This window comes from Nonomuraea sp. NPDC049152, assembly GCF_040648355.1.
Classification (GTDB): Bacteria; Actinomycetota; Actinomycetes; order Streptosporangiales; family Streptosporangiaceae; genus Nonomuraea.
On record NZ_JBEZDO010000003.1, the window covers coordinates 459730 to 483029 of the forward strand.

At 70.4% G+C, this 23300-nt stretch carries 23 protein-coding genes; 12 read left to right on the forward strand and 11 right to left on the reverse strand.

What is annotated here, in order from left to right; all coding sequences use genetic code 11:
- Positions 1 to 34 precede the first annotated feature (34 nt).
- The gene (locus AB0B45_RS08695) at positions 35 to 1021 is read right to left on the reverse strand and encodes an SAM-dependent methyltransferase (protein ID WP_358127465.1); all 987 of its coding nucleotides are present in this window, start codon (positions 1019 to 1021) and stop codon (positions 35 to 37) included.
- Positions 1022 to 1174: 153 nt separating this feature from the next.
- Here AB0B45_RS08695 and AB0B45_RS08700 point away from each other — a divergent pair, with 153 nt between their 5' ends.
- On the forward strand, positions 1175 to 2107 hold the full coding sequence (locus tag AB0B45_RS08700) for a bifunctional riboflavin kinase/FAD synthetase (protein WP_358127468.1): 933 nt from the start codon (positions 1175 to 1177) through the stop codon (positions 2105 to 2107).
- A 71-nt stretch (positions 2108 to 2178) separates the two neighbouring features.
- Positions 2179 to 2970, forward strand: coding sequence for a pentapeptide repeat-containing protein (locus AB0B45_RS08705; RefSeq protein ID WP_358127471.1), 792 nt, complete (start codon positions 2179 to 2181; stop codon positions 2968 to 2970).
- Here the strand turns inward: AB0B45_RS08705 and AB0B45_RS08710 are convergent.
- The gene (locus AB0B45_RS08710) at positions 2939 to 3337 is read right to left on the reverse strand and encodes a RidA family protein (RefSeq protein ID WP_358127474.1); all 399 of its coding nucleotides are present in this window, start codon (positions 3335 to 3337) and stop codon (positions 2939 to 2941) included. The genes AB0B45_RS08705 and AB0B45_RS08710 overlap by 32 nt on opposite strands.
- Before the next feature lie 257 nt (positions 3338 to 3594).
- Here AB0B45_RS08710 and rpsO point away from each other — a divergent pair, with 257 nt between their 5' ends.
- The 7 genes from rpsO to AB0B45_RS08745 all read left to right on the forward strand — a co-directional run bounded on the left by rpsO (position 3595) and on the right by AB0B45_RS08745 (position 11495).
- The gene (rpsO, locus tag AB0B45_RS08715) at positions 3595 to 3864 is read left to right on the forward strand and encodes a 30S ribosomal protein S15 (protein ID WP_183657365.1); all 270 of its coding nucleotides are present in this window, start codon (positions 3595 to 3597) and stop codon (positions 3862 to 3864) included.
- 264 nt (positions 3865 to 4128) lie between these two features.
- Positions 4129 to 6465: a polyribonucleotide nucleotidyltransferase gene (locus tag AB0B45_RS08720; RefSeq protein WP_358127477.1), complete on the forward strand. Its 2337-nt coding sequence runs from the start codon at positions 4129 to 4131 to the stop codon at positions 6463 to 6465.
- A 67-nt stretch (positions 6466 to 6532) separates the two neighbouring features.
- Positions 6533 to 7843, forward strand: a complete 1311-nt coding sequence (locus tag AB0B45_RS08725) for a pitrilysin family protein (RefSeq protein ID WP_358127480.1) — start codon at positions 6533 to 6535, stop codon at positions 7841 to 7843.
- Positions 7844 to 8013: 170 nt separating this feature from the next.
- Positions 8014 to 8751 (forward strand): 4-hydroxy-tetrahydrodipicolinate reductase, encoded by a 738-nt coding sequence (dapB, locus tag AB0B45_RS08730; protein ID WP_358127482.1) that lies wholly within the window; start codon positions 8014 to 8016, stop codon positions 8749 to 8751.
- Between the two features lie 118 nt (positions 8752 to 8869).
- Positions 8870 to 9343, forward strand: a complete 474-nt coding sequence (locus AB0B45_RS08735) for a GNAT family N-acetyltransferase (protein ID WP_358127485.1) — start codon at positions 8870 to 8872, stop codon at positions 9341 to 9343.
- On the forward strand, positions 9340 to 9999 hold the full coding sequence (gene tenA, locus AB0B45_RS08740) for a thiaminase II (RefSeq protein ID WP_358127487.1): 660 nt from the start codon (positions 9340 to 9342) through the stop codon (positions 9997 to 9999). Before AB0B45_RS08735 ends, tenA begins: the two co-directional genes overlap by 4 nt.
- Positions 9990 to 11495 carry a helix-turn-helix domain-containing protein gene (locus AB0B45_RS08745; RefSeq protein ID WP_358127490.1) on the forward strand — a complete coding sequence of 502 codons (1506 nt, stop codon included), beginning with the start codon at positions 9990 to 9992 and terminating at the stop codon, positions 11493 to 11495. The genes tenA and AB0B45_RS08745 overlap by 10 nt, the downstream gene beginning before the upstream one ends.
- Here the strand turns inward: AB0B45_RS08745 and AB0B45_RS08750 are convergent.
- Complete coding sequence (locus AB0B45_RS08750; RefSeq protein ID WP_358127493.1) at positions 11492 to 12154, reverse strand: alpha/beta fold hydrolase; 663 nt, start codon at positions 12152 to 12154, stop codon at positions 11492 to 11494. The two genes, AB0B45_RS08745 and AB0B45_RS08750, sit on opposite strands and share 4 nt — an antisense overlap.
- Before the next feature lie 30 nt (positions 12155 to 12184).
- Positions 12185 to 12550 (reverse strand): nuclear transport factor 2 family protein, encoded by a 366-nt coding sequence (locus tag AB0B45_RS08755; protein ID WP_358127496.1) that lies wholly within the window; start codon positions 12548 to 12550, stop codon positions 12185 to 12187.
- Between the two features lie 97 nt (positions 12551 to 12647).
- Between AB0B45_RS08755 and AB0B45_RS08760 the strand changes: the two genes are divergently transcribed.
- Complete coding sequence (locus tag AB0B45_RS08760; protein WP_358127499.1) at positions 12648 to 13613, forward strand: LysR family transcriptional regulator; 966 nt, start codon at positions 12648 to 12650, stop codon at positions 13611 to 13613.
- On the opposite strand, the gene AB0B45_RS08765 is transcribed toward AB0B45_RS08760, so the two are convergent.
- Positions 13539 to 14081 carry a helix-turn-helix domain-containing protein gene (locus AB0B45_RS08765; protein WP_358127501.1) on the reverse strand — a complete coding sequence of 181 codons (543 nt, stop codon included), beginning with the start codon at positions 14079 to 14081 and terminating at the stop codon, positions 13539 to 13541. The two genes, AB0B45_RS08760 and AB0B45_RS08765, sit on opposite strands and share 75 nt — an antisense overlap.
- A gap of 67 nt (positions 14082 to 14148) precedes the next feature.
- Between AB0B45_RS08765 and AB0B45_RS08770 the strand changes: the two genes are divergently transcribed.
- On the forward strand, positions 14149 to 15072 hold the full coding sequence (locus AB0B45_RS08770) for an alpha/beta hydrolase (protein ID WP_358127504.1): 924 nt from the start codon (positions 14149 to 14151) through the stop codon (positions 15070 to 15072).
- A 69-nt stretch (positions 15073 to 15141) separates the two neighbouring features.
- Here the strand turns inward: AB0B45_RS08770 and AB0B45_RS08775 are convergent, their stop codons facing one another.
- The 6 genes from AB0B45_RS08775 to AB0B45_RS08800 form a co-directional block, all read right to left on the reverse strand.
- Positions 15142 to 16134 carry an adenosine deaminase gene (locus tag AB0B45_RS08775; RefSeq protein ID WP_358127507.1) on the reverse strand — a complete coding sequence of 331 codons (993 nt, stop codon included), beginning with the start codon at positions 16132 to 16134 and terminating at the stop codon, positions 15142 to 15144.
- Entirely contained in the window at positions 16131 to 17855 is a 1725-nt protein-coding gene (locus AB0B45_RS08780; RefSeq protein ID WP_358127509.1) for an adenine deaminase C-terminal domain-containing protein, read from the reverse strand. Before AB0B45_RS08780 ends, AB0B45_RS08775 begins: the two co-directional genes overlap by 4 nt.
- On the reverse strand, positions 17848 to 19197 hold the full coding sequence (locus AB0B45_RS08785; RefSeq protein ID WP_358127512.1) for a cytosine permease: 1350 nt from the start codon (positions 19195 to 19197) through the stop codon (positions 17848 to 17850). The genes AB0B45_RS08780 and AB0B45_RS08785 overlap by 8 nt, the downstream gene beginning before the upstream one ends.
- A 107-nt stretch (positions 19198 to 19304) precedes the next feature.
- Positions 19305 to 20180 (reverse strand): 1,4-dihydroxy-2-naphthoate polyprenyltransferase, encoded by an 876-nt coding sequence (locus AB0B45_RS08790; RefSeq protein ID WP_358127515.1) that lies wholly within the window; start codon positions 20178 to 20180, stop codon positions 19305 to 19307.
- On the reverse strand, positions 20180 to 20788 hold the full coding sequence (locus AB0B45_RS08795) for a GNAT family N-acetyltransferase (protein WP_358127518.1): 609 nt from the start codon (positions 20786 to 20788) through the stop codon (positions 20180 to 20182). The genes AB0B45_RS08790 and AB0B45_RS08795 overlap by 1 nt, the downstream gene beginning before the upstream one ends.
- A gap of 153 nt (positions 20789 to 20941) precedes the next feature.
- A complete protein-coding gene (locus AB0B45_RS08800; protein WP_358127521.1) occupies positions 20942 to 22339 on the reverse strand; it encodes a PLP-dependent aminotransferase family protein in 1398 nt (465 codons plus the stop codon).
- 22 nt (positions 22340 to 22361) lie between these two features.
- On the opposite strand from AB0B45_RS08800, the gene AB0B45_RS08805 reads away from it, so the two are divergent.
- Positions 22362 to 23261, forward strand: a complete 900-nt coding sequence (locus AB0B45_RS08805; RefSeq protein WP_358127524.1) for a DMT family transporter — start codon at positions 22362 to 22364, stop codon at positions 23259 to 23261.
- Positions 23262 to 23300 lie beyond the last annotated feature (39 nt).

Genomic DNA, 23300 nt, shown 5'->3' on the forward strand with positions numbered 1-23300 from the left:
GCGACGCCGGGTGTTCTGGGAGCGGCCGGTGGGGTTACGGCTTGCGGGCGACCATGATGTCGCGGACGATCGCCTGGTCCACCCAGTGGGCGAAGTCGGGGTAGGCCCGCACGTCGAGCCCGTTCGAGGTCAGGATCGCCGCCAGATCGTCGCGTGACCCGCCGTAGGTGTTCCAGGCGATCCCGATCGCCCCTCCGGGCCGCAGCAGCTCGGCCCACACCGGCACCGCCTTGGCGATCAGGTCGAGCGGGCTGCGCGACAGGCCTGTGGAGCCCTTGCTGCCGTGCTGCACGCCGTACGGCGCGTCGGTCACGATGACGTCGAACGAGCGCGGCTTGAAGAACTCGCGGCTGCGCAGGGTGTCGGCGTTGACCACGGCCACCTGCTGCGTCTCTCCCGCCTTGAACGCCTCCTTCGACAGCCCGAACGACACGTTGAGCCGCCGTCCCACCAGCGCTCGCTCCCGCCTGACCGGCACGGTCTCAGCGGTGTGCTTGAGCCGCTTGTTCTTCAGCCACGTCCTGAGGAAGCCGCCGTAGGCGTCGAAGTCCTTGCCGTCGACGTCGATGCCGTAGGCGTCGTAGCCGTACATGAGGGCCTGGTTGAGGGTCGTGCCGCGCCCGCACATCGGGTCGAAGACCGACAGGTGGCCGTCCAGCGGGAAGTCCGAGGCGAGCACGGTGACGTTGAGCAGCAGCTTGGTGAAGTGCTCGTTGGTCTTGCCCGCGTACTTCTGGATGGTGATGAGATCGCTGGAGAGCCGGTCGAGCGGCCGCATCTCCATGGGCCGCAGCAGGTCGCCCTCCATGCCGAAGATCGCGTAGACCGACGACAGGTTCGACAGGAGCGCCAGGTCGGGCTCGTCGGCCTCGAACGTCACGTACGGCACGCCGCCGATCCGCGTCTCCTCCACGTCGGAGACGGTGGCGAAGACCTCGAGCTCGCTGCGGGTCAGGCGGACGGAGCTCTCGCCGTAGACCCGGTTGAAGGCGGGCAGGATCAGCAAGGCGTAACGGGACATGCAGCGGATGGTACCGCCTGGCCGTTCGCGCTGTTCCCGACGGGAACGCCGGTGCGCGCCCTCACCCCGTTGCGAACCACCCCGCACGGCATGGCACGCTTGAGGGTGTTTGATCCGCCACGAGACGCATCACGAGACGAATGGGGCGCGGGCGTGCAGGAGTCGGAAAGATCCGTCGTCACGGTCGGTGTGTTCGACGGCGTGCACCTCGGTCACCGGCCAGTGGTCGAGCGCGCCGTGGCCGTCGCCCGCTCGCAGGGCCTGCCGTGCGTGGCCGTCACGTTCGAGCCGCATCCCGCCGAGGTCCTCAGGCCCGGCACCCAGCCGCCCCGTCTGACCACCGCCAGGCACAGGGCGGAGCTGTTGACCGCGCTGGGCGTGGACGAGGTGTGCGTGGTGCCGTTCACGATGGACCTGTCGCGCCTCAGCCCCGCCGACTTCGCGCAGAGCGTGCTCGCCGACCGGCTGCGCGCCGCCGTGGTCGTGGTCGGCGCGAACTTCACCTTCGGCCACCAGGCCGCCGGTGACCCGTCGACCCTGCGTGAGCTGGGCGGCAAGTATGACTTCACGGTGGAGGAGATCCCCCTGGTGTCCGGTGTTTCATCCACTCTTGTCCGCGAGCTCGTCGCCGCGGGGGACGTCGAGTCCGCCGCCCAGGCGCTCGGCCGCCCGCACCGGGTCGAGGGCGTCGTCGTCCGCGGCTACCAGCGCGGCCGCCAGCTCGGCTTCCCCACGGCCAACGTCGAGACCCCGCCGAACACCGCCATTCCCGCCGACGGCGTCTACGCGGGATGGCTGCGGTGCGTGGCCGTCGGCAACCTGCCCGCGGGCTACGACGGCTGCGTCTGGCCCGCGGCAATCTCGGTCGGCACCAACCCCACCTTCGAGGGCGTGCCGCGGACGGTGGAGGCGTACGCGCTCGACAGGGACGACCTCGACCTGTACGGCATGCACGTGGCCGTCGACTTCGGCGCGCGCCTGCGCGGGAACACGAAGTTCGACTCGATCGAGGCGCTCATCGCGCAGATCCACGCTGACGTCGACGAGGTTCGCCGCCTGACCGGCGGAGGGCCTGAAACCGCGTAGGGGATCCTCAGGGCTCGGGCGGACTCGCATCCCACGACCGAGGCTATCGTTGGGAACCTATGGGAGGTCATGTGGGATCCGGCGGCCGTCGAGCCCTGACGACGCTGCGCGCCGACTGCGAGCGCTGCGTCGGGTTGTGCTGCGTCGTGCCCGCCTTCGCGGCCTCGGCCGACTTCGCGATCGACAAGCCGGCGGGGAAGGCGTGCCCCAACCTGCGCGCCGACCACCGCTGCGGGATCCACAGCCGGCTGCGGGAGAAGGGCTTTCCCGGGTGCACGGTCTACGACTGCTTCGGGGCCGGTCAGCAGGTCACCCAGTCGGGCCTGGCGGGCAGGGCGGCCGAGGTGTTCCCCGTCATGCGGGACCTGCACGAGCTGCTCTACTACGTCACCGAGGCGCTGGGCTGGCCGGCCGCCGAGCCCGTGCGCGAGGAGCTGGGCCGTACCGCCGACGAGATCGAGGGGCTGATCGGCGGTGACGCCGACGTCATCGCCAAGGTCGACACGGGGGCGCTGCGCGCCGAGATCAGCCCGCTGCTGCTCAGAGCCAGCGAGCTGGTCCGCAACCACGGCGGCCGGGTCGGGCGCAAGATGAAGACGGACCTCATGGGCGCCAAGCTCAAGGGCGCCGACCTGCGCCGCGCGACCCTGCGGGGCGCCTACCTGATCGGCTCCGACCTCAGGGGAGCGGACCTGCGCGAGGCCGACGTCATCGGCGCCGACTTCAGGAACGCCGACCTCGGCGGCGCCGACCTCAGGGGCTGCCTGTTCCTGACCCAGTCACAGCTCGACGCCGCCAGGGGCGACGAGACGACGCGCATCCCGCCGTCGCTCACTCGTCCGGGACACTGGCGACAGCGGTGATCTCCACCAGCTGCCCCGGATACCCGAGACAGGCCACCCCGAGCAGCGTGGAGGCGTGCGGGCCCACCGACAGCCCTGACGCCCTGACGACCCGCCAGACGGTGGAGAGATCCGCCGGATCGTCGGAGACCACGTAGACGGTGCTCGCCAGCACCCGGCCGAGCTCGCTTCCGACCGCGCGCAACGCGGTCTCCAGGTTGGCGAGGACCTGCTCGGTCTGCGCGGCCAGGTCGGACGGCCCGACCAGGTCGCCCTTCTCGTCCAGCGGGACGGCGCCCGCCATGAACGCCAGGCGCCGGCCCGCCTCGACCACCCCCGCGTGGGCGTAGCCGGGCGGGGGGAACAGGCTAGGAACGGTGATCTGCATGGGCAGAGCCTGTCAGACTGGTGGCCGCGGGTCGTACTGGATAAACGCCGCGGCTGGCGGGCCGCCGACGGCCGCTGGGGCAAGGCCGGTCATGAACGATGTGTCAGGGGACGGACCGCGATGGTAACCTTGCATGTCGGCTCTGTAACGGTGGCGCTGCGCGCTGCCCTGAAGTGCCTTCTCGCGGCGACTGTAGGCACGCACGGTCGCTCGCTATCTCATCTCATTGACGCGTGTCCGTAGATTGAAGGAGAGCCGTGTCCCTCGACACCGCTGCCAAGAAGGCAATCATCAGCGAGTACGCGACGGCCGAGGGCGACACCGGGTCGCCCGAGGTGCAGATCGCGCTGCTCAGCAAGCGCATCAGCGAGCTCACCGAGCACCTGAAGACGCACAAGCACGACCACCACAGCCGTCGTGGTCTGCTTCTGCTCGTCGGTCGCCGGCGCCGCCTGCTGAAGTACCTGCAGAACAACGACATCGCGCGTTACCGTGCGCTCATCGAACGCCTCGGCCTGCGCCGATAGACTGTGAAGGGAGCGGCGCTCGGCGCCGCTCCCTTCTCATATAGCTCCCGGCGCGCCTAGTGTCGGACAACTGAATAACCGAGACACACTGAAAGCCCCCGCGTCCGCTACAGCACCATGCGACCCGCGACGCCTGCGGGCCGGTCCTCGGTAGTGGCTTCCGGTCATAGTGACCGGGCGCTTCGATCGAAGACCGGCGCTGCACCTTACGAAGGGTGCCGGTGAAAGAGGGCGCGGGAGACCAACTCATCTAGGAGGTCCCCCGTGGAGGGTGTCCACACCGCCGAAGCCGTCATAGACAACGGCTCTTTCGGCACGCGCACGATCCGGTTCGAGACTGGACGGCTCGCGCGGCAGGCGGCCGGCTCGGCCGTCGCCTACCTCGACGGCGAGACGATGGTCCTGTCCGCCACCACCGCGTCCAAGAATCCCAAGGACAACCTCGACTTCTTCCCGCTGACGGTCGACGTCGAGGAGCGCATGTACGCCGCGGGCCGCATTCCCGGCTCGTTCTTCCGCCGTGAGGGCCGTCCCTCCGAGGACGCCATCCTCACCTGTCGCCTGATCGACAGGCCGCTGCGCCCGTCCTTCGTCAAGGGCCTGCGCAACGAGGTCCAGGTCGTGGCGACCATCATGGCGCTGAACCCCGACCACCTCTACGACGTGGTCGCGATCAACGCCGCTTCACTGTCCACCCAGCTGGCGGGGCTGCCCTTCTCCGGCCCGATCGGCGGCGTCCGCGTCGCGCTGATCGACGGCCAGTGGGTCGCCTTCCCGACCCACCCCGAGCTGGAGCGCGCCACGTTCGACATGGTCGTGGCCGGTCGCGTGCTCGAGGACGGCGACGTCGCAATCATGATGGTCGAGGCCGAGTCGACCAGGCACACGCTCAAGCTCGTCGCCGACGGCGCGGTCGCCCCGACCGAGGAGACCGTCGCGCAGGGCCTGGAGGCGGCCAAGCCGTTCATCAAGGTGCTATGCGAGGCGCAGTCCAAGGTCGCCAAGGTCGCGGCCAAGGAGACGGCCGAGTTCCCGGTCTTCCTCGACTACCAGGAAGACGCGCTCGAGGCGGTCGAGGGCGCGGTCAAGTCCGAGCTCGCCGCCGCGCTGACGATCGCGGGCAAGCAGGAGCGCGAGGCCGAGCTCGACAGGGTCAAGGGCCTGGTGGCCGAGAAGCTGCTGCCCGACTTCGAGGGCCGCGAGAAGGAGCTGAGCGCCGCCTTCCGCAGCCTGACCAAGAAGCTCATGCGCGAGCGGGTCGTCAAGGAGGGCGTCCGCATCGACGGTCGCGGTCCCAAGGACATCCGCGCGCTCAACGCCGAGGTCCACGTGGTCCCGAGAGTCCACGGCTCGGCCCTGTTCGAGCGCGGCGAGACCCAGATCCTGGGCATCACCACGCTGAACATGCTGCGCATGGAGCAGGTCGTCGACACGCTCAACCCCGAGCGGACCAAGCGCTACATGCACAACTACAACTTCCCGCCCTACAGCACGGGCGAGACCGGCCGCGTGGGTTCGCCCAAGCGGCGCGAGATCGGTCACGGCGCGCTGGCCGAGCGGGCGCTGGTCCCGGTCCTGCCGACGCGTGAGGAGTTCCCCTACGCGATCCGCCAGGTCTCCGAGGCGCTCGGCTCCAACGGCTCGACCTCCATGGGCTCGGTCTGCGCCAGCACCATGGCGCTGCTCGACGCGGGTGTCCCGCTCAAGGAGATGGTCGCGGGCATCGCGATGGGCCTGATCGGCGAGGGCGACACTTTCGTCACCCTGACCGACATCCTCGGTGCCGAGGACGCCATGGGCGACATGGACTTCAAGGTCGCCGGCACCAAGGAGGTCATCACCGCCCTCCAGCTCGACACCAAGCTCGACGGCATCCCGGCCTCCGTGCTGGCCGCCGCGCTGAAGCAGGCCAAGGGTGCCCGCCTGGCGATCCTCGACGTGATGCAGGAGGCGATCGACTCTCCGGCGGAGATGAACCCGACCGCGCCGCGCATCATCACCATCAAGGTCCCCGTCGACAAGATCGGCGAGGTCATCGGCCCCAAGGGCAAGATGATCAACCAGATCCAGGACGACTCGGGCGCCGAGATCACGATCGAGGACGACGGCACGATCTACATCGGCGCCACCGACGGCCCGTCGGCCGAGGCCGCGCGCAGCGCGATCAACGCCATCGCCAACCCGCACATGCCCGAGGTGGGCGAGCGCTACCTGGGCACGGTCGTGAAGATCGCCGCCTTCGGCGCGTTCGTCTCGCTGATGCCGGGCAAGGACGGCCTGCTGCACGTCTCCCAGATCCGCAAGCTGCACGGCGGCAAGCGCATCGAGAACGTCGAGGACGTCATGGGCGTCGGCGAGAAGGTCCAGGTGGAGATCGCCGAGATCGACTCGCGCGGCAAGCTCTCCCTGGTTCCGGTCGAGGTCATCGAGAAGGAGGCCGCCGCCAAGGAGGCCGCCGGTTCGGGTGCCGAGGAGGAGGCCGCTCCGGCCGCCGCCGCCGAGGCCGCTCCCGCCGAGGACAAGTCGCGCGACGACAAGCCCCGCCGTACCCGCACCAGGGTCCGCAAGCCCGCGGGCGAAGGGGAAGACCGGAACTCGTGACCGAGGGTAGCGAGGGCACCATCAGACACAGCGCGGCTGTTGTCATGGGGCCTCCGGAGGAGGGCTCGTGACAACGACCACACTGCATCCGGGCAAGGACGGTGCGGGGATCGTCAGGCGCACCGTCCTGCCCGGCGGGCTGCGTGTGGTGACCGAGACCATGCCGACCGTGCGTTCCGTCGCGGTCGGCATGTGGGTCGGCATCGGTTCTCGTGACGAGGCCCCCGAGCACACGGGGGCCACCCACTTCCTCGAGCACCTGCTGTTCAAGGGCACTCCCACACGCGACGCCATGGAGATCTCCGCGTCCATCGAGGGCATCGGCGGCGAGATCAACGCCTTCACCGCCAAGGAGTACACCTGCTACTACGCGCGGGTGCTGGACGAGGACCTGCCGCTGGCCGTCGACGTGCTGGCCGACGTGGTCACCTCATCGTTGGTCACCGAGGAGGACGTCGAGTCCGAGCGTGGCGTGATCCTGGAGGAGATCGCCATGCACGACGACGACCCCTCCGACGTGGTGCACGAGCAGTTCTCCGCCGCCCTGTACGGCGACTCGCCCATCGGGCGGCCGATCCTGGGCACCGTCGAGTCCATCAACGCCCTCGGGCGTGACCGGATCGTCGAGTACTACCGCGCCTACTACCAGCCGCCGCGCACGGTCGTCTCCGTCGCGGGCAACATCCGGCACGAGCAGGTGGTGGAGCTGGTGGCGCGGGCGTACGAGCGGGCGGGCGCGCTCGAAGGGCCACGTGAGTGCACGCCGCCGCGAACGAGCGGCCCAGGGGCGCGCACCCAGTCCGAGGTCCGGGTGCTCGACAGGCCCACCGAGCAGGCCAACCTCGTGCTGGGCACGACCGGCATGTCGCGCACCGACGACCGCCGGTTCGCGCTCGGCGTGCTCAACGCGGCGCTGGGCGGCGGCATGTCGTCCAGGCTGTTCCAGGAGATCAGGGAGAAGCGCGGGCTGGCCTACTCCGCTTACAGCTACACCTCGGCCTACGCCGACACGGGTCAGTTCGGGATCTACGTCGGCTGCATGCCGTCGAAGATCGACGACGTGCTCCAGATCTGCCGCGACGAGGTGGCCAGGGTGGTGTCGGACGGGATCACCGAGGAGGAGATCCTGCGCGGCAAGGGCCAGATGCGCGGCGGGCTGGTGCTCGGGCTGGAGGACACCGGGTCGCGGATGTCGCGGATCGGCAAGAACGAGCTGGTCTACGACGAGCTGATGTCGGTGGACGAGGTGCTGTCGCGGATCGAGGCGGTCACGCCGGAGGAGATCACGGCGGTGGCCAAGGACGTCCTGAGCCGCCCGCTGGCGCTGGCGGTCATCGGCCCGTACGCGGACAAGGACTTCTCCTCGGCGATCTCCTAGTCACCGCGCAAGCGTTTCTTCCCGCTCTCACGGCAGGCGGGGTCGAGGCCACCGGGGTCACCCGGTGGCCTTCCGCTTTCCACGCCACTCCAGCGGGACTCCGGTGCTCGCCGTCACGCCGGGGTCGTCAGAGGCCGCCGCGTGACGGCGGCCCCGCTATGGTGGGGGACGTGATTAGAGTGGGTGTGCTCGGGGCCCGTGGCAGGGTCGGCATCGAGGTGTGCAAGGCCGTCGAGGCGGCAGGTGACCTGGAGCTCGTGGCGGCGGTCGACAAGGACGATCCGATCGAGTCGCTGCAGGGCGCGCAGGTGGTCGTCGACTTCACCCATCCCGACGTGGTCATGGGCAACCTCGAGTGGGCCATCTCCCACGGCATCCACCCCGTGGTCGGCACCACCGGGTTCGACGAGGGACGGCTGGCCACCGTGCGCGGCTGGCTGGAGCGCTTCCCCGGCACCAACTGCCTGATCGCGCCGAACTTCGGCATCGCGGCCGTGCTGATGATGCACTTCGCCCAGCAGGCCGCCAAGTACTTCGACTCGGTCGAGATCGTCGAGCTGCACCACCCGAACAAGGCCGACGCCCCCTCGGGCACCGCCCGCCGTACCGCCGAGCTGGTGGCCGAGGCGCGCGCGAAGGCCGGGATGGGGCCGATGCCCGACGCGACCAGCTCCGAGCTCGACGGGGCGCGCGGCGCCAACGTCAACGGCGTCCACGTCCACGCCGTACGGCTGGCCGGGCTGATCGCCCACCAGGAGGTGCTGCTCGGTGGTGACGGTGAGATTCTGACCATGAGGCACGACACGATGAACCGCGCCTCGTTCACGCCCGGCGTGCTGCTCGGGGTGCGCAGGGTGGGCGAGCTGCCAGGCCTCACGGTGGGCCTGGAGCACCTCCTCGACCTGTGACAGGAGGATGTGCCCATGCCGGAGCACGGGCACATCCCGCGGAGGGCTCCGGCCCCGCACGGCCGGTCGCGATCATCACACTAATGCCAAAGTCGACCATCCCCTGAAAGGTGAGTGCGTGTCGTTGGTGCGTTGGGCGGACAAAGAGGAGTTGCCGGGCCTGGCCGAGGTGGAGCGGGCGGCCGACGGGCTGTTCGCGCAGGTCGGAATCGTTTTCCCGCCCGGGACGACAATGATCGAGGAATGCGACGACCCCGGCAGGGTGCTCGTCGAGGGGAGGGGCTTCGCCATGATCAGCATGGTCGACGGCAACGTGCATCTCGACCAGCTCGCTGTCCATCCCGACAGCATGCGGCAGGGGATCGGCGGCAGGCTGATGACGGCCGTGATCGACCACGCGCTGGCCGTGGGCGCGCCGGGGGTGACGCTGACGACGTTCCGCGACGTGCCGTGGAACGGGCCGTGGTACGAGCGCCACGGGTTCGCGGTCATGGACGAGCCGGGCCCCGAGCTGCGGGCCATCGTCGAGCACGAGCGCGAGCTCGGCATCGAACTCGCACCACGGATAGTGATGTACCGTCCCGTAGTGTGAGGTTTCGCGATGAACTGTGGCGGGCGATGGACGGCATCTACCGCCAGATCCTGCGGCATCCCTTCCTCGAAGGGCTGACCGACGGGTCGCTCCCGCGCGAGGCCTTCCGCCACTACGTCATGCAGGAGGCGCACTTCCTGCCCGACTACGCCAGGGCCCTGGCCGCCTGCGCGGCCAGAGCGCCGCAGCCGGCCGCCGTGCACAGGTTCGCCGCCGACGCGGCCAGGACCGTCGAGGTCGAGCACAGTCTGGTGGTCGAGCTGCTGGCGGCGTTCGGGCTCGACGTGGCCGAGGCCCTGAAGTCGCCCGCCGGGCCCACCACCGTCGGCTACGCGTCGTACCTGGTGCGGACGTGCTCGCTCGGCGCGTTCCCCGAGGCGCTCGGCGCGATCGTGCCCTGCTACTGGATCTACGCCCGCGTCGGGGAGAAGCTGCTGGCCGACTCCTCGCCCGACCCGCTCTACGCGTGGTGGATCGAGACCTACGGCGGCGAGGACTACCAGGACACCGTCGCGGGCGTGCTCGACCTGCTCGACGGCCTCTCGCTGACCGCCGACGAGCGCGAGCGGCTGGTGGAGCGGGCGGTCACCACCGCCCGCTACGAGTGGATGTTCTGGGACGCGGCGTGGCGCCAGGAGAGCTGGCCATGCGGCTGAGGGACCTCGTCCAGGACGACCACCTCGCGCTGAAGGTGCTGACCGGCCACGACCTGCTCGACCGCAGGGTGCGCGGCGTCGCCACCACCGACCTGCCCGACCCGTCCCGCTTCGTCAAGCCGGGTGAGCTGGTGTTGACGGAGCTGACCTGGCACACCGGCGCAGACTCCTCCACCGCGTTCGTGCGCAACCTGGGGGAGGTGGCGGCGCTCGTCTGCGGGACGGCGCTCAAGGTGCCGCCGTCCGACCTGCTCGACGCCTGCGCCGTCGCGGGACTCCCGCTGCTGACGCTTCCGGTGGACGTGCCGTTCAGCCAGCTCACCGAGCACGTGCTGCGGGCGCTGATCGCCGAGCTCGGCTCCACCCCCCGCAGGCCGTACGGCGGGCGCAGGCGCCTGGCCAGCACGCTGGTGGACGGCGGCAGCCTCACCAAGCTGGTCGACACCGTCGCGGGCGAGCTGGACGTGCCCTGCTGGGTGATGTCGCCGACCGGACGCGTGATCGTCGGCTCGCAGCCGCTCGACGAGAGCTCACGTGTCCGCCTCGCGCACACGTTCCTGACGGCGCGCTTCCTGCCCGGCATGGTCGACCGCCTGTCGGTCTTCCCGATCAGCAAGGGCGCCCCCCACCGGATCGCCAACTGGTTCCTCGCCTACAGAGGAGAGGGCGCGCAGGGCGACAGCGAGGACGTCCTGGTCGAGCTGGCCGCTCTCGTCGCCCTCGAACGCTCCCGCCTGGAGGCCGCCCAGCGCATCGAACGCCGCGTCCTCGACCAGCTGCTGCGGCTCCTGGAGTCGGGCGAAGCGTCCCTGCCTGGAGTCGTCTCCCGCCTCCACACCCTCCACGTGGAGACCGAGCACGGGCTGCTCGTCGTCGCCCTGACGGCCGCGGGGCCCGAGGCGAGCGTCGCCGTACTCGACGAGCTGCTCCGCCCCCTCGCCCCCGGCATCGTGACCGCCTCGGGGGAGGAGGCCGTCGCGCTGGTGCCCCTCGCGGGCAACAGCGCGGCCGAGCTGACCGATCACCTGGTGAAAGGCGCGCGCATCCTCGAAGCGGGCCTGGGCGACGAACGGATCGCGCTCGGCGTCAGCAGCGTCACCACCGGGCCCGCCGGGCTGAGCGGGCTCATCGAAGAGGCCAGACACGCCCGCTCCCTCGCCTCGCTCGGCGCCGACAGGGTCAGCGTGGTCACCGGCGACGACGTCAGCTCGCACCGGACGTTGCTGGTGGCGATCCCCGACCCGCTGCGGCGCTCGTTCAGGGCCAGGCTGCTGGGACGGCTGGAAGCCTATGACGCGACCAACCAGACCGACCTGCTGGAGACGCTGGAGGCGTTCCTGGAGGAGTCGGGATCGTGGTCGGCGACGGCGGACCGGCTGCACGTGCACGTCAACACGCTGCGCTACCGGTTGAAGCGGATCGAGGAGCTGACCGGCCGGTCGCTGAACTCGTGGGACGAACGCGTGGACTTCCTGCTGGCCCTTCGGATGCGCTAACGGTTGAGAAGGATCTTCAGCAGGTCCTCAGGGGCGTCCCGCATGAGGTTGTGCCTGCTGTCCAGCGCATGGGTCGTCCAGCTCGGGTCGTCGCGCAACCGCTGGTAGATGGGGGTGAACGGCGACTCGCCGTCCCATCCTGCCGCGTACACGTAGTCCCTTCGCCTGAACCGCGCGAGGTCGCCGGTGAGCCGGATCGGCTGCAGCAGCGAGGCGAGCGGATGGGGCGTGGCACGCGGATCGAAGAACGGCAGGGGCGGTACGGCGTAGCCGGTCTCCGTCACGTCCATGTACCACTTCCGCTCCTGGTCGGAGACGAGGGCCCAGCAGGAGTCACCGTGCCGCGGCACGACGGCGTCCAGGTACACCAGGGAGTCCACCCGGTCCGGCACGCGGTCCGCCGCCCCGGTGATCACCATGCCGCCGTAGCTGTGGCCGACCAGCACCGCGTCCTCGACGTTCTCGGCGGCCAGCAGTCCGGCCACGTCCTCGATGTGCGTCTCGAGGTTCACTCCCGCGCTCAGCAGGTGGCCGCGCTCGCCGAGCCCGGTCAACGTCAGCGGGTACACGCGGTGACCGTGGTGTCGTAGCCGTTCGGTGAGTGGCTCGTAACTCCAGCCGCCATGGCACATGCCGGGTACGAGAACGAAGGTCGCCACAGGGCTCCTCCCGGTTGCGGGTGGACGGGGTCAGCGGGTGGGAGGGGCGAACTCGGGCTGGTCGAGCAGGCGCAGCCAGCTGCCGTCGGGCTGGCGCCGTACGACCTGCGCGCGGGCGCCGGCCCCGTCCGTCGGCGGGGTCGAGGTGAGGGCGATGTCGCCGCTGATCAGCGTCGGCAGCGGTTGTTCCGGCTCGAAGCGGGGGCGGTCGGCCAGCACCTTCTCCCACAGCGCGCGGATCGCCTCCCTGCCCACCGTCTGGCTGCCTGGCGGGTAGGCCAGCACGGCGTCCTCCTCGTAGAGCGCGGCGACTCCGGCCGCGTCACCTGCGTTGGACCGCTCGACGAACAGGCGGGTGAGGTCTTCGGGCCGCATGGCCTTCTCGTATTCCGACATGGATTCCTCCTGGTGGTGGGCTCGCAGGTCCCAGTCTGGTCGGCCGCGGCGTCAGAAGTCCAACAGATGGATCTGATAGGAACTAGAATCCACAGTTATGGAGCTGAGGCAGCTGGAATACTTCGTCGCGGTCGCCGAGGAGCAGAGCTTCACCCGGGCGGCCGAGCGGGTGCACATCAGCCAGTCCGGCGTCAGCGCCCAGATCCGCCAGCTGGAGCGCGAGCTCGGCGCCGAGCTGTTCGACCGGTCGGCGCGCAACGCCACGCTGACCGTCGCGGGAAAGGCCGCGCTCCAGCACGCCCGCGCCGCTCTCGCCGCCGCGGAGGCCGTCGGCCAGGCGGTCGGCGAGGTGACCGACCTGATCCGGGGCCGGCTCACGATCGGGATGGTCATCGGCTGCACCATCACGCCGCTGTTCGACGCCCTCGCCGCCTTCCACCGGGCCCATCCGGGCGTGGAGATCTCGCTGCTGGAGGACAACTCGGACCGGCTCGTCGAGGGGGTGCGCACCGGCGCCGTCGACCTGGCCCTCGTCGGGACGGCGACCGCCACCCCCGGTGGGCTGAACGCGCTGACGATCATCAGCGAGCGGCTCGTCGTGGCGGTCCCGGACGGGCATCCCCTGGCGAAACGGCGGCGGGTCACGCTGCGCGACCTGGACGCCTATCCGATCGTGTGCATGCCACCAGGCACCGGCCTGCGCACGGTGTTCGACCAGGCCTGCGCGGCGCAGAGCCGCCAACCGGTGATCGCGCTGCAGGCCAGCGCCGCGGACGCCATCGCCGACCTCGCCGCCCGCGGGCTCGGCGTCGCCATCCTCAGCGAGTCGATGGCCGCCCGCTACCGCGACCGGCTCACCGCGCTCCTGATCGACGACGTCGAAGCGCCCGCGCTCCTGGCCCTGGTCTGGAAGGGCACGCACAGTCCCGCGGTGCGTGAGCTGCTCGTGTACGGCCGTCAGGCGTTCGCCCAGGCCGAGCCGGGCAGGTTACTGGCCGCCGGCGGGTGGCTCCTCCGCAGGGAACAGGATCGGGCTCAGCAGATGTCGCGTGCGTTCAGGTGAGGGTTCGTTGCCCATACGGGAAACGATCACCTCGCGCATCTCACTGATCATCTCGGCCAGCTCCGCCTGGCTCAGCCAGAGCGCGTGCTGGCGGTAGCCCACCAGGTCGGCGGCCGGATCGGGGTCGCGGTCGAGGTAGGCGTTGAACTCGGCCAGCAGCGTGGCCATGGCCGTGGCGAACCCGCGGCGGTGGTCCTCCAGCGACGCCGACGCGGCCGTGTCGGCGTCGATCACCGCCCGCGCTCGCTGCAGCCGGTACCGGCGTTCGACGGCGCCGCGCACCCGCTGCTCGCCGTCCGTCACGAGGAGGCCTCCGTCGGCCAGCAGGCCGACGTGCCGGTACACGGTGGCCTTCGAGACGTCGGGCAGGAGCGCGCACAACTGGGAGGTCGTGAGTGTCCGGCCGCCGGACATGGCGTGCACGATGCGGAGTCGCACCGGATGCAGGAGCAGATCCACCGTGTCCATGGACAGACGATCTCACACTTGATAACTTTCTCAAAATTGAGAACAATGACATTCGAGGGAGCGAACCATGCCTAAGCCATCACCTGGAGCCCAGCCCGAGGCGGCCATCGTCGCCGCGCCACCGCTTGGACGCCTGCACGACGTGCGAGGGCGGCGGCTGATGCTGCACCGATCCGGCACCGGAGGACCCGCCGCCGTGTTCCTGCCGGGAGCCGGACTGGTCGGCCTGGACTACCTGAACATCCACGACCGCGTCGCCGAACTGACCACCAGCGTGCTCTACGACCGCGCGGGCACCGGCTGGAGCGAGCAGGCCGAACTGCCCCGCACCGCCGCCGAGGTCACCGACGAGCTGCTCGACCTGCTGCGCGCCGCCGACGTGCCCGCCCCTTACGTGTTGATCGGACACTCCCTGGGCGGCGCCTACGCGCGCCACTTCGCGCGGCGCTTCCCCGACGAGGTGGCCGGCCTGCTCCTGCTGGACCCCTTTCACGAGGACCTCGTCGCCCAAGCGCCCGAGGAGGCACGGCAGATGCTGGAGGGGATGAAGAACCCGCAGCTACCGGAGTTGACAGAGGAACAGATCGAGCGCGCCCGCGGCCCGATCGCCGAGCAGTTCGCCACGTGGCCCGAGACCGTCCGCCTGGCGCTCGTCGAACACCACCTCGCCTCGTGGCGGACCGGCTGGTACGAGGGCAGGAACCTCTACGACGAGGTCGCCGGCGAACTCAGGCACGCGCCCGAGCTCCCCGACGTCCCCCTCATCGTGCTCACGGCCGCGGGACACGACCCCACCCAGGCCCAGCTCTGGCCCGAGCATCTCCTCCGCGAGATCAACGAGGTGAAACACGCCCTGCACGCGAAACTCGCCGCCTCGGTCCCGCGCGGCGAGCACCGCGTCCTCGACGACGCCGGGCACGGCTGGATCCACGAGGAGCGCCCGGACGCCGTGCTCCAAGCGGTCGCCGACCTTCTCGCCCGACCCCACTAGATCACGGCGTGCCGGCCGGGCGCTGCCCGAGCCCCGATGCGCGAAGCGCTCCCCGGGAGGCCCGCGCCGTCAGGATTTGGCGGCGTACGACTCCAGCTCGGCCAGATATCCGTCCTTCACATGCCGGGGCAACCACGTGATCTCGAAGGCGTTCCGCTGCACCTGCAGCAGCTCCTCCCTGGACAGCTCCAAAGCCTCCAGGTTCTCCTGCACGTACCCGGGGAAGTACGCCGGATCGTCGGAGTTGATCGTGACCAGGACCCCCAGATCCAGCAGTTTCCTGATCCCCTCTGCCTTCGTCGAGTCCGTGACGATCGAGTTGGAGATCGGGCAGCACGTCAGCCCGATCCCTCTGTCGATGACCCGCTGCACCAGCGCGGGGTCCTCCAGGATGTTGACGCCGTGGTCGATCCGGTCGACCTGGATCTCGTCGAGGCACTGCCGGATGTGCTCGACGGAGTTCTCCTGGTCGACGTCGCAGTGCATGGTCAGCAGGTAACCCTCCTGCCTGGCCCGCGCGTAGACCTCGGCGAACTTCGCAGGGGGGTTGCCCTTCTCGTCGGAGTCGAGGCCGACGCCGACGATCCACTCCCTGTACGGCAGCGACTCCAGCAACGTCGCCATGGCGTACTCGGCCTGGAAGTCCCGCAGGAAGCACATGATGAGCTGGGCGCGGACGCCGAGCTGGGCGTGGCCGTCGATGAGCGCCCTGCGCAGGCCGCGGATGACCACGTCGAACGGGACGCCGCGGGAGGTGTGCGCCTGCGGGTCGAAGAAGATCTCCGCGTAGCGGACGTTCTGCGAGGCGGCCTTGCGCAGGTACGCCATGGCCAGGTCGTAGAAGTCGGGCTCGGTGCGGAGCACGCGCATGCCCTCGTAGTAGACGCCGAGGAAGGAGGGCAGGTCGTCGAAGGCGTAGGCCGCGCGCATCTCCTCCACCGACGCGTACGGCAGGGCGATGCCGTTGCGCTGGGCCAGCTCGAACTTGAGCTCCGGTTCGAGAGTGCCCTCGATGTGCAGGTGGAGCTCACACTTGGGCAGTCCGGCGATGAAGTCGTTCAATGGATGACCTCCACGATCTCGAGGTTGACGCAGTCGACCAGGCCGAGGTCGGTGACCGCGTAGTCGGGGATGGCGGTGATGGACAGGAAGAACAGGTACATCAGCGGCGCGGGCAACGCGCACCCCAGCGAGCGTGCCACGTCGTCGAGCCGCTCTTCCAGCACCGCCATCTCGGTGGCGGGAAGGTCGGACACGATGCCGGCGACGGGCAGCGGCAGCGACTCCACGACGGTGCCGTCGACGACGATGACCTGGCCGCCGCCCATCGCCGAGACGGTGTTGACGGCCAGCGCCATGTCGGAGCGGGAGGCGCCGACGCAGATGATGTTGTTGTCGTCGGGCGCGGCGCTGGTGGCGATGGCGCCCTTGCGCAGGCCCATCCCGCTGACCATGGCGACGGGCCTGTTGCCCGTCTTGCCGTACCTCTCGACGACGGTGACCAGCAGCGCGTCGTGCTCGACGGACGGCTCGACGACGCCGTCGACGACGGGCAGCGTGACGTCGCGCCGCCTGCGGACGAAGACCTGCTCGGTGAAGCCGAGCGTGAGCACGGTGACCTCGTCGGCGTCCGAGCGCAGCGCCAGTTCGTCGGCGGTGACCTCGCGGACGGGGAAGGGCCGCACCTCACCCCTGGCCGGTGGTACGGCGGGCACGACCATGGCACCGTCCCTGGCCACCAGGCGGCCTCCGGCGACGACCTCCCTGATCGTGAAGTTCTCGAGGGAGTCCACGATCAGCACGTCGGCGAAGCGCCCCGGCGCGATGCTGCCGACCAGGTCGTCGATGCGGTACATCTCGGCGCAGTTGACGGTCGCCATCTGGATCGCCGTGACGGGGTCCACGCCCGCCTTGATCGCCATCCTGACCAGCTTGTCCATGTGGCCGCCCGCCAGGACGTCGGCCGCGTGGACGTCGTCGGTGCAGAACGCGACGCGGCGCGCGCCGACCTTGGCGACGACCTGGATGTTCTCCTCGAGGAAGTGCGCGACCGACGACTCGCGGACGATCGCGTAGATGCCCTGGCGGAGCTTCTCCAGCATCTCCTCGTGGCTGTAGGACTCGTGGTCGAGCCTGATGCCCGCGGCGGCCAGGCCCGCGATACGGCGGGCGTCCGACAGGGGCGCGCAGCCGAAGATGGGCAGCCGCCTCTTGTGGGCGAGTTCGAGCGCCTCCATCACGGCGGGGTCGCCGTGCTCGACCATCTCCTGCACGGTCTCCCAGACGCCCACGCACTCGGGCCACTCGTGGGCGACGCGGTGCTCGGCGGGGCCGAAGGTGTGGCCGACGGTCGACTGCGGCACGGTGTAGGGGGCCTTGGCGGGGGCGCCCCACCAGATCCGCATGCTGGTCCCGGCCGCCTCGTTCAGCGCCTGCCGTACCCCGTCGAGGCCCTCGGCCACGAGGATCTGGTCGAGGCCCGAGACCACGCTGGTGGTGCCGAAGGGGACGACCAGGTTGGCGAAGCTGGTCACCGACAGCTTGCTGCACTCGATGTGCAGGTGGCCGTCGATGAGGCCGGGCACCAGGAAGCCGCCGCGCGCGTCGATGATCTCGGTCAGCGGGCCGCGCTCGAGGGAGGGGCCGACGGCGGCGATCCTGTCGCCGCTGATGCCGATCTCGGCCGGGTAGAGCTCGCCGGTCAGCACGTTGACGAGCGTGCCGTTGGTGATGATCGTGTCCGCGGGCTCGCGGCCGTAGGCGACGTCGAGCAGGTCATGCATGGGCGAGCTCCTTGACGGGGACCGGACGGCGGTCCAGGGCGGCGTAGACGATTCCGGCGACGACGAAGCCGGCGAAGATGCTGAAGTCGGAGCCGCCGGTCGCGCCGGAGATCCAGCCGACGAACACGCTGGAGTTCAGCCAGAGCGCGGCGGCCACCATGCCGAAGGCCTGGGCGATGAGGCCGGACCAGCGGACCTGGCCGGGCGCGTGCTCGTCGAAGAGCGACTCGGCGTCGTAGCGGCCCCTGCGGCGCAGCCAGTCGGTGACGTACACGCCCGCCCACGGCGCCAGCCAGATCACCAGCAGGCCGAGGAAGGCGTTCAGCATCGTGTTGAACGAGTCGGAGGTGATCGCGACGAACGTGATGATCACGCACAGGATCAGGTCGAGGACGACCGCCAGCCACCGCTTGACGTTGATCCCCGCCGCCTGCAGGTTCAGGCCGGAGGAGTAGAGGTCGGTGGTGTTCGCGGCGAAGAGCGTGACCACGGTCAGCAGCAGGTACGGCACGACGAACCAGGACGGCAGCGCGCCCGGCAGACCCGAGATCGGGTCGCTGGCGTTGGTCACGACCGTGGCGACGGCCGCGCCCAGGACCATGAGCAGCAGGTACGGCACGAAGCCGCCCAGGAACGCGTAGCCGAACACCGCCTTCCTGGAGGAGTCGACGGGCAGGTAGCGCGAGTAGTCGCCGCCGAGCGGCGCCCACGACAGGCCGCCGCCCGACATCACCAGCATGACCGCCAGCGTGAACGTCGAGAAGTCCGCCGTGCCCGCGGCCGACAGGTTCGCCTTGGGCGCGACCAGGATCGCCATGATCACGAACATGGCCAGGAACACCCAGGTGAGGTACTTCTGCGCCTTCATGACGGCGGAGTGCCCGATCAGCGGCAGGATGAGCTGGATGACCGCGGCGACCAGCACGATGGCCACCTTCAGCCCGAGGCCGTCGCTCTGCACCCCCGCCTGCTCCAGCAGCGTGAGCCCGGCCAGGGTGATCATCACCATGCCGCCCGCCTCGAAGCCGACCATGTTCAGCCAGCCGAAGAAACCGAGCACGCGGGCGCCCTTGTTGCCGTAGGCGGCCCGGGAGATCGCCATCGTGGACGTGCCCTGCTGCATCCCCTGGATGCTGCTGAACCCGACCAGCGGGAAGGCCAGCAGGTTGCCGATGACGATGGCCGCCACCGCCTGCCAGAAGCTCAGCCCCATCGCGACCACGATCGTGCCGTAGACCACGGTGAACACGGTCGTCGTCGTGCCTGCCCAGAGGAACAGCAGGTCACGCGGGCGGCCGTACCGTTCGGCCGCAGGAACCAGCTCGATCCCGCGTTGCTCCATGGACGGTCCCTTCCGGAGTCACTGAATATCCGGATTCAGTGAACCAGGCGGGTCTGACCAGGGCGCTTATCCGCGCGTACGAGCTCGGCTCGTCGGTTTGTATCCGCCTACAAAGTGATCGCCAGGCCGACGGCGAACAGCAGGCCGTAGGCCATCTGCAGCTTGCCCGTGGCCTGCAGGACGCCGATGAGCGCGGGGCCCGTCGCGCCCGACCGGACGGTCTTCACCGGGCCGATCGCCAGCGGCGCCGCGAGCACCGGCAGCGCGGCGAACGGCGTGAACGGGATCAGCAGCAGCGGGATCACGAGCGGGGCGACCAGGCACACGGTGTACATCACCCTAGTGCGTTCGGCGCCGAGGACCACGGCCAGCGTGCGCTTGCCCGCGGGGCCGTCGGTGACGACGTCACGCAGGTTGTTGATGACGAGCATCGAGCACGACAGCAGGCCGATCGGGATCGAGGCCGCCAGCGCCACCCACGACAGGTGCCCTGTCTGGACGAAGGCGGTGCCCATCACCGGGACGGGGCCGAAGAAGACGAAGACGGCGGCCTCGCCGAGCGCGCGGTAGCCGTACGGGCGCTTGCCGCCGGTGTAGAACCAGGCGGCGGCGATCGCGGCCGCGCCGACCAGCAGCACCCACCAGGCCTGCGTGGCGACCACCAGCGCCAGGCCCGCGACGGCGGCCGCGGCGAAGCAGCCGAGCGCGGCGGTCAGCACCTCGCGCGGCGCCGCCACGCCGGAGCCGACCAGGCGCATGGGGCCGACCCGCTGGTCGTCGGTGCCCCTGATGCCGTCACTGTAGTCGTTGGCGTAGTTGACCCCGATCTGCAGCAGCAGCGCCACCAGCAGCGCCACGACCGCGCGCCACCAGATCGGGCTGCCCTCGCCGATCGCGACGCCCGTGCCGACCACGACAGGCACGACCGCGTTGGGAAGGGTACGGGGGCGCGCTCCCGCCACCCACTGGTTGAGAGTCGCCATCAGCTGATGTCCGTCGTGAGCCTGACCATCCGGATCGGACGGCCCATGTCCAGTACGCGTTCGGCCATGTCCTCGCCCCAGCCCGCCGACTCCAGGAAGCCGAGCACCGCGTAGTTCTCGGCGAAGACCCAGGTGACGATCTGGCGGAAGCCATCCTCGCGGAGGTAGTCGACGGTCGCGTTGAGCAGGCGGCTGCCGTGGCCGCGCCGGACGAAGTCGGGGTCGACCAGCAGCGTCAGCATCTCGGCCGTCACCGTGGGGTCGAGGTCGGGGTCTTCGGCGGGGGCATGGGAGGCCAGGCCGACCACCCGCTCACCGCCGCGCGGAGTGACAGGGGCGTTGGCGCCGCCGAGGCCGAGAGCGGGGAAACCCTCGGTGTCCAGGATGGTCTCCACGGCCACCAGGACGCGGTGCATCCGCGTGGGAGGCGCGACGATCGCGTCGTCCCACTGGCGCAGCCACATCTTCTCGGCCGCGGGACCTGTCATCTGCTCAAGCGGCCCCTCGGGAAGGAAGTCCCGATAGCCGTATCGCCAGGCGCGGATCTGAGTGTTCGCAACCTGGAGCACATCCTCGCGCCGGGCCGCCCGGACGCCTACGTCTGCCATCTCGGCCCGCTCCTTCGCCTGCCGTTGTGCCCGCGACCGGAGGATCTCGAGGGCACGTGTAACACCGTATCGGTGATTCGGGGCTCGCGAAGACGCCTGGCTCGATAAGCGCGGGTGTTCGTCCGGTTACGGGACACCATCGTAAACGCTTGATCAGCCCAGCCGGGCGTAGGCGTCGGCCAGTCTGCGCACTCCTTCGGTCAGCTCCGCCACGTGGACGGCCGCGCCGTGCGTGAGCCGGAGGCGCGGGCCGGGCGGCTCGGCGGGGTAGTAGATGCGGCCGGGGCTGACCTGAACGCCGTTCCTGCGCGCCTCCTCGACCAGCGCGGCCTCGTCGACGTGCGGCGGCAGCCGTACCCACACATGCTTGCCTCCGCGCGGCACCAGGTGCGGCTCGGCCTCGGGCAGCAGGGCGGCCAGGGCGGTGAGCAGCGCCGTGCGGCGCGTGGCCAGCTCCGTGTGGACCGCGGCCAGGTGGCGGGGCCACGCGGGCGAGCTGACGAACTCCAGCGCCGTCTCCTGCAGAGGCCTGGCCACGACGAACGACTCCACGAGCTGGCTGGCCCTCAGCCGGTGGGCGGCGGGGCCCCTCGCGATCACGGCGGCCAGGCGCAGGCTGGGCGCGAGGATCTTGGTGAGCGAGCAGACGTGGACGACCGTGCCGTAGCGGTCGAGGGCGACCATCGGCGTGGGCGCGTGCTCGGTCAGGTAGCGGGCGTAGTCGTCCTCGATCACGAACGCGTTGTGGGCCCTGGCGACCTGGAGCACCTGCTCCCTGCGCCTGTCCGTGAGCGTCGCGCCCGTCGGGTTGTGCAGCGTCGGCTGGCAGTAGAAGACCCGCGCGCCCGTCACCGCGAACGCCTCGGACAGCAGGTCGGGCAGTACGCCGTCGGCGTCCATCGGCACCGCCGCCGTCCGCAGGCCCGCGGCCTTGGCCGCGGCCATCGCGCCAGGGTAGGTGGGCGTCTCCATCAGCACGGTCGTGCCGGGGGCCGCCAGCGCGCGGAAGGCGTGGCTGAGCGCGGCCTGCCCGCCGCTGACGATCAGCGCGTCGGCCGCCGTCACCTCACCGCCCGCCTGCCTGGCGAACCAGGCCCGCAGCTCGAGCACGCCCGTCAGCGGGGGCATCGCCCACGCGTCCACGCGCTTGACCGCCCTCGAAGCCGCCGCGGACAGCTGCCTGTCGGGGCGCATGGCGGCGTTCAGGTAGCCGCCGGTCAGCGGGATCACGTCCTCGGGCGGCGGGGTGAGCAGCGCCGTGACGCCCGAGTCGTCGATCACCCTGTCGCCGAGCGCCACCGTCTGCCACGACAGGTCGGAGACCTCCCTCAGCGGCGCGGGCCGAGGGGCGACGAAGGCGCCGCTCCCTGGCCTGGTGATGACCCTGCCCTCGGCGGCGAGCTGCCCGATCGCCCTCGACACGGTCACGGGACTGACCCCGTGGCGCCGCATCAGCTCACGACTGGACGGCAGCCGGTCACCCGGTTGCCTCGCCGCGATGTCCTCGCGCAGCATCGCGGCGATCTGGGCGATACTGCTATCGTCTTTCATGAGAGATAACAATAGCGCTATCGTGTCCAGCGGAGTAACGGTTCCTCGCCCCGTCGAGCACGCGCGGCGCGGCACCCTCCTCGCCTTTCTCGGCGTGCTCGCCTTCTCCGGCTCCTTTCCCGCCACCGTGCTCGCGATGCGCGGCTTCGACCCGTGGCTGGTGGCGATCGGGAGGGCGCTGCTGGCCGGGCTCGTCGCGCTGGCCTGCCTCAAGGCCGCCCGCCTGCCTCTGGTGCCGCCGCGCGCCCAGTGGGGCCCGTACGCGCTCATCTCTCTGGGCGTGGTCTTCGGCTTTCCGGTCTTCAGCGGCCTGGCGCTGCACCTGGGCGCCAGCACCGCCCATTCCGCCGTGGTGATCGGCCTGCTGCCCGCCGCCACCGCCGCGTTCGCCGTCTGGCGCGCGGGCGAGCGTCCCCGCCCGCTGTTCTGGATCGCCTGTACTGCCGGAGCCGCCGCGATCACCGTCTTCACCGTCTCCCAGGGCGGCGGGAGCGTGTCCCTCGCGGACGTCCTGCTGGTCGCCGCGCTCCTGTCGGCCGCCATGGGCTACACCGAGGGCGGCCGGCTGGCCCGCACCACGCCCGGATGGCAGGTCATCTCCTACGCCCTGGTGATCTCCCTCCCCGTGACGCTGCCCGTGTCCGTCGCGCTGGGCCTCGCCACCCCGATCACGCTCACCCCTGCGTCCGTCGGCGGGTTCCTCTACGTCGGGATCATCTCGATGTTCCTCGGGTTCGTCCCCTGGTACGCGGGCCTGGCCCAGGGCGGCATCGCCCGCGCGGGACAGACCCAGCTCACCCAGCCGCTGCTGACCCTGGTCTGGGCGTGGCTGTTCATGGGCGAGCGGTACGGCGTGGCCACCGTGCTCGGCGCGCTCGCCGTCCTGGTGTGCGTGGCGGTCACGCAGCGGAGCCGTACGTAGCGCTTGAAAGACGTGACACCTCAGCGCAGGATGGGGGCA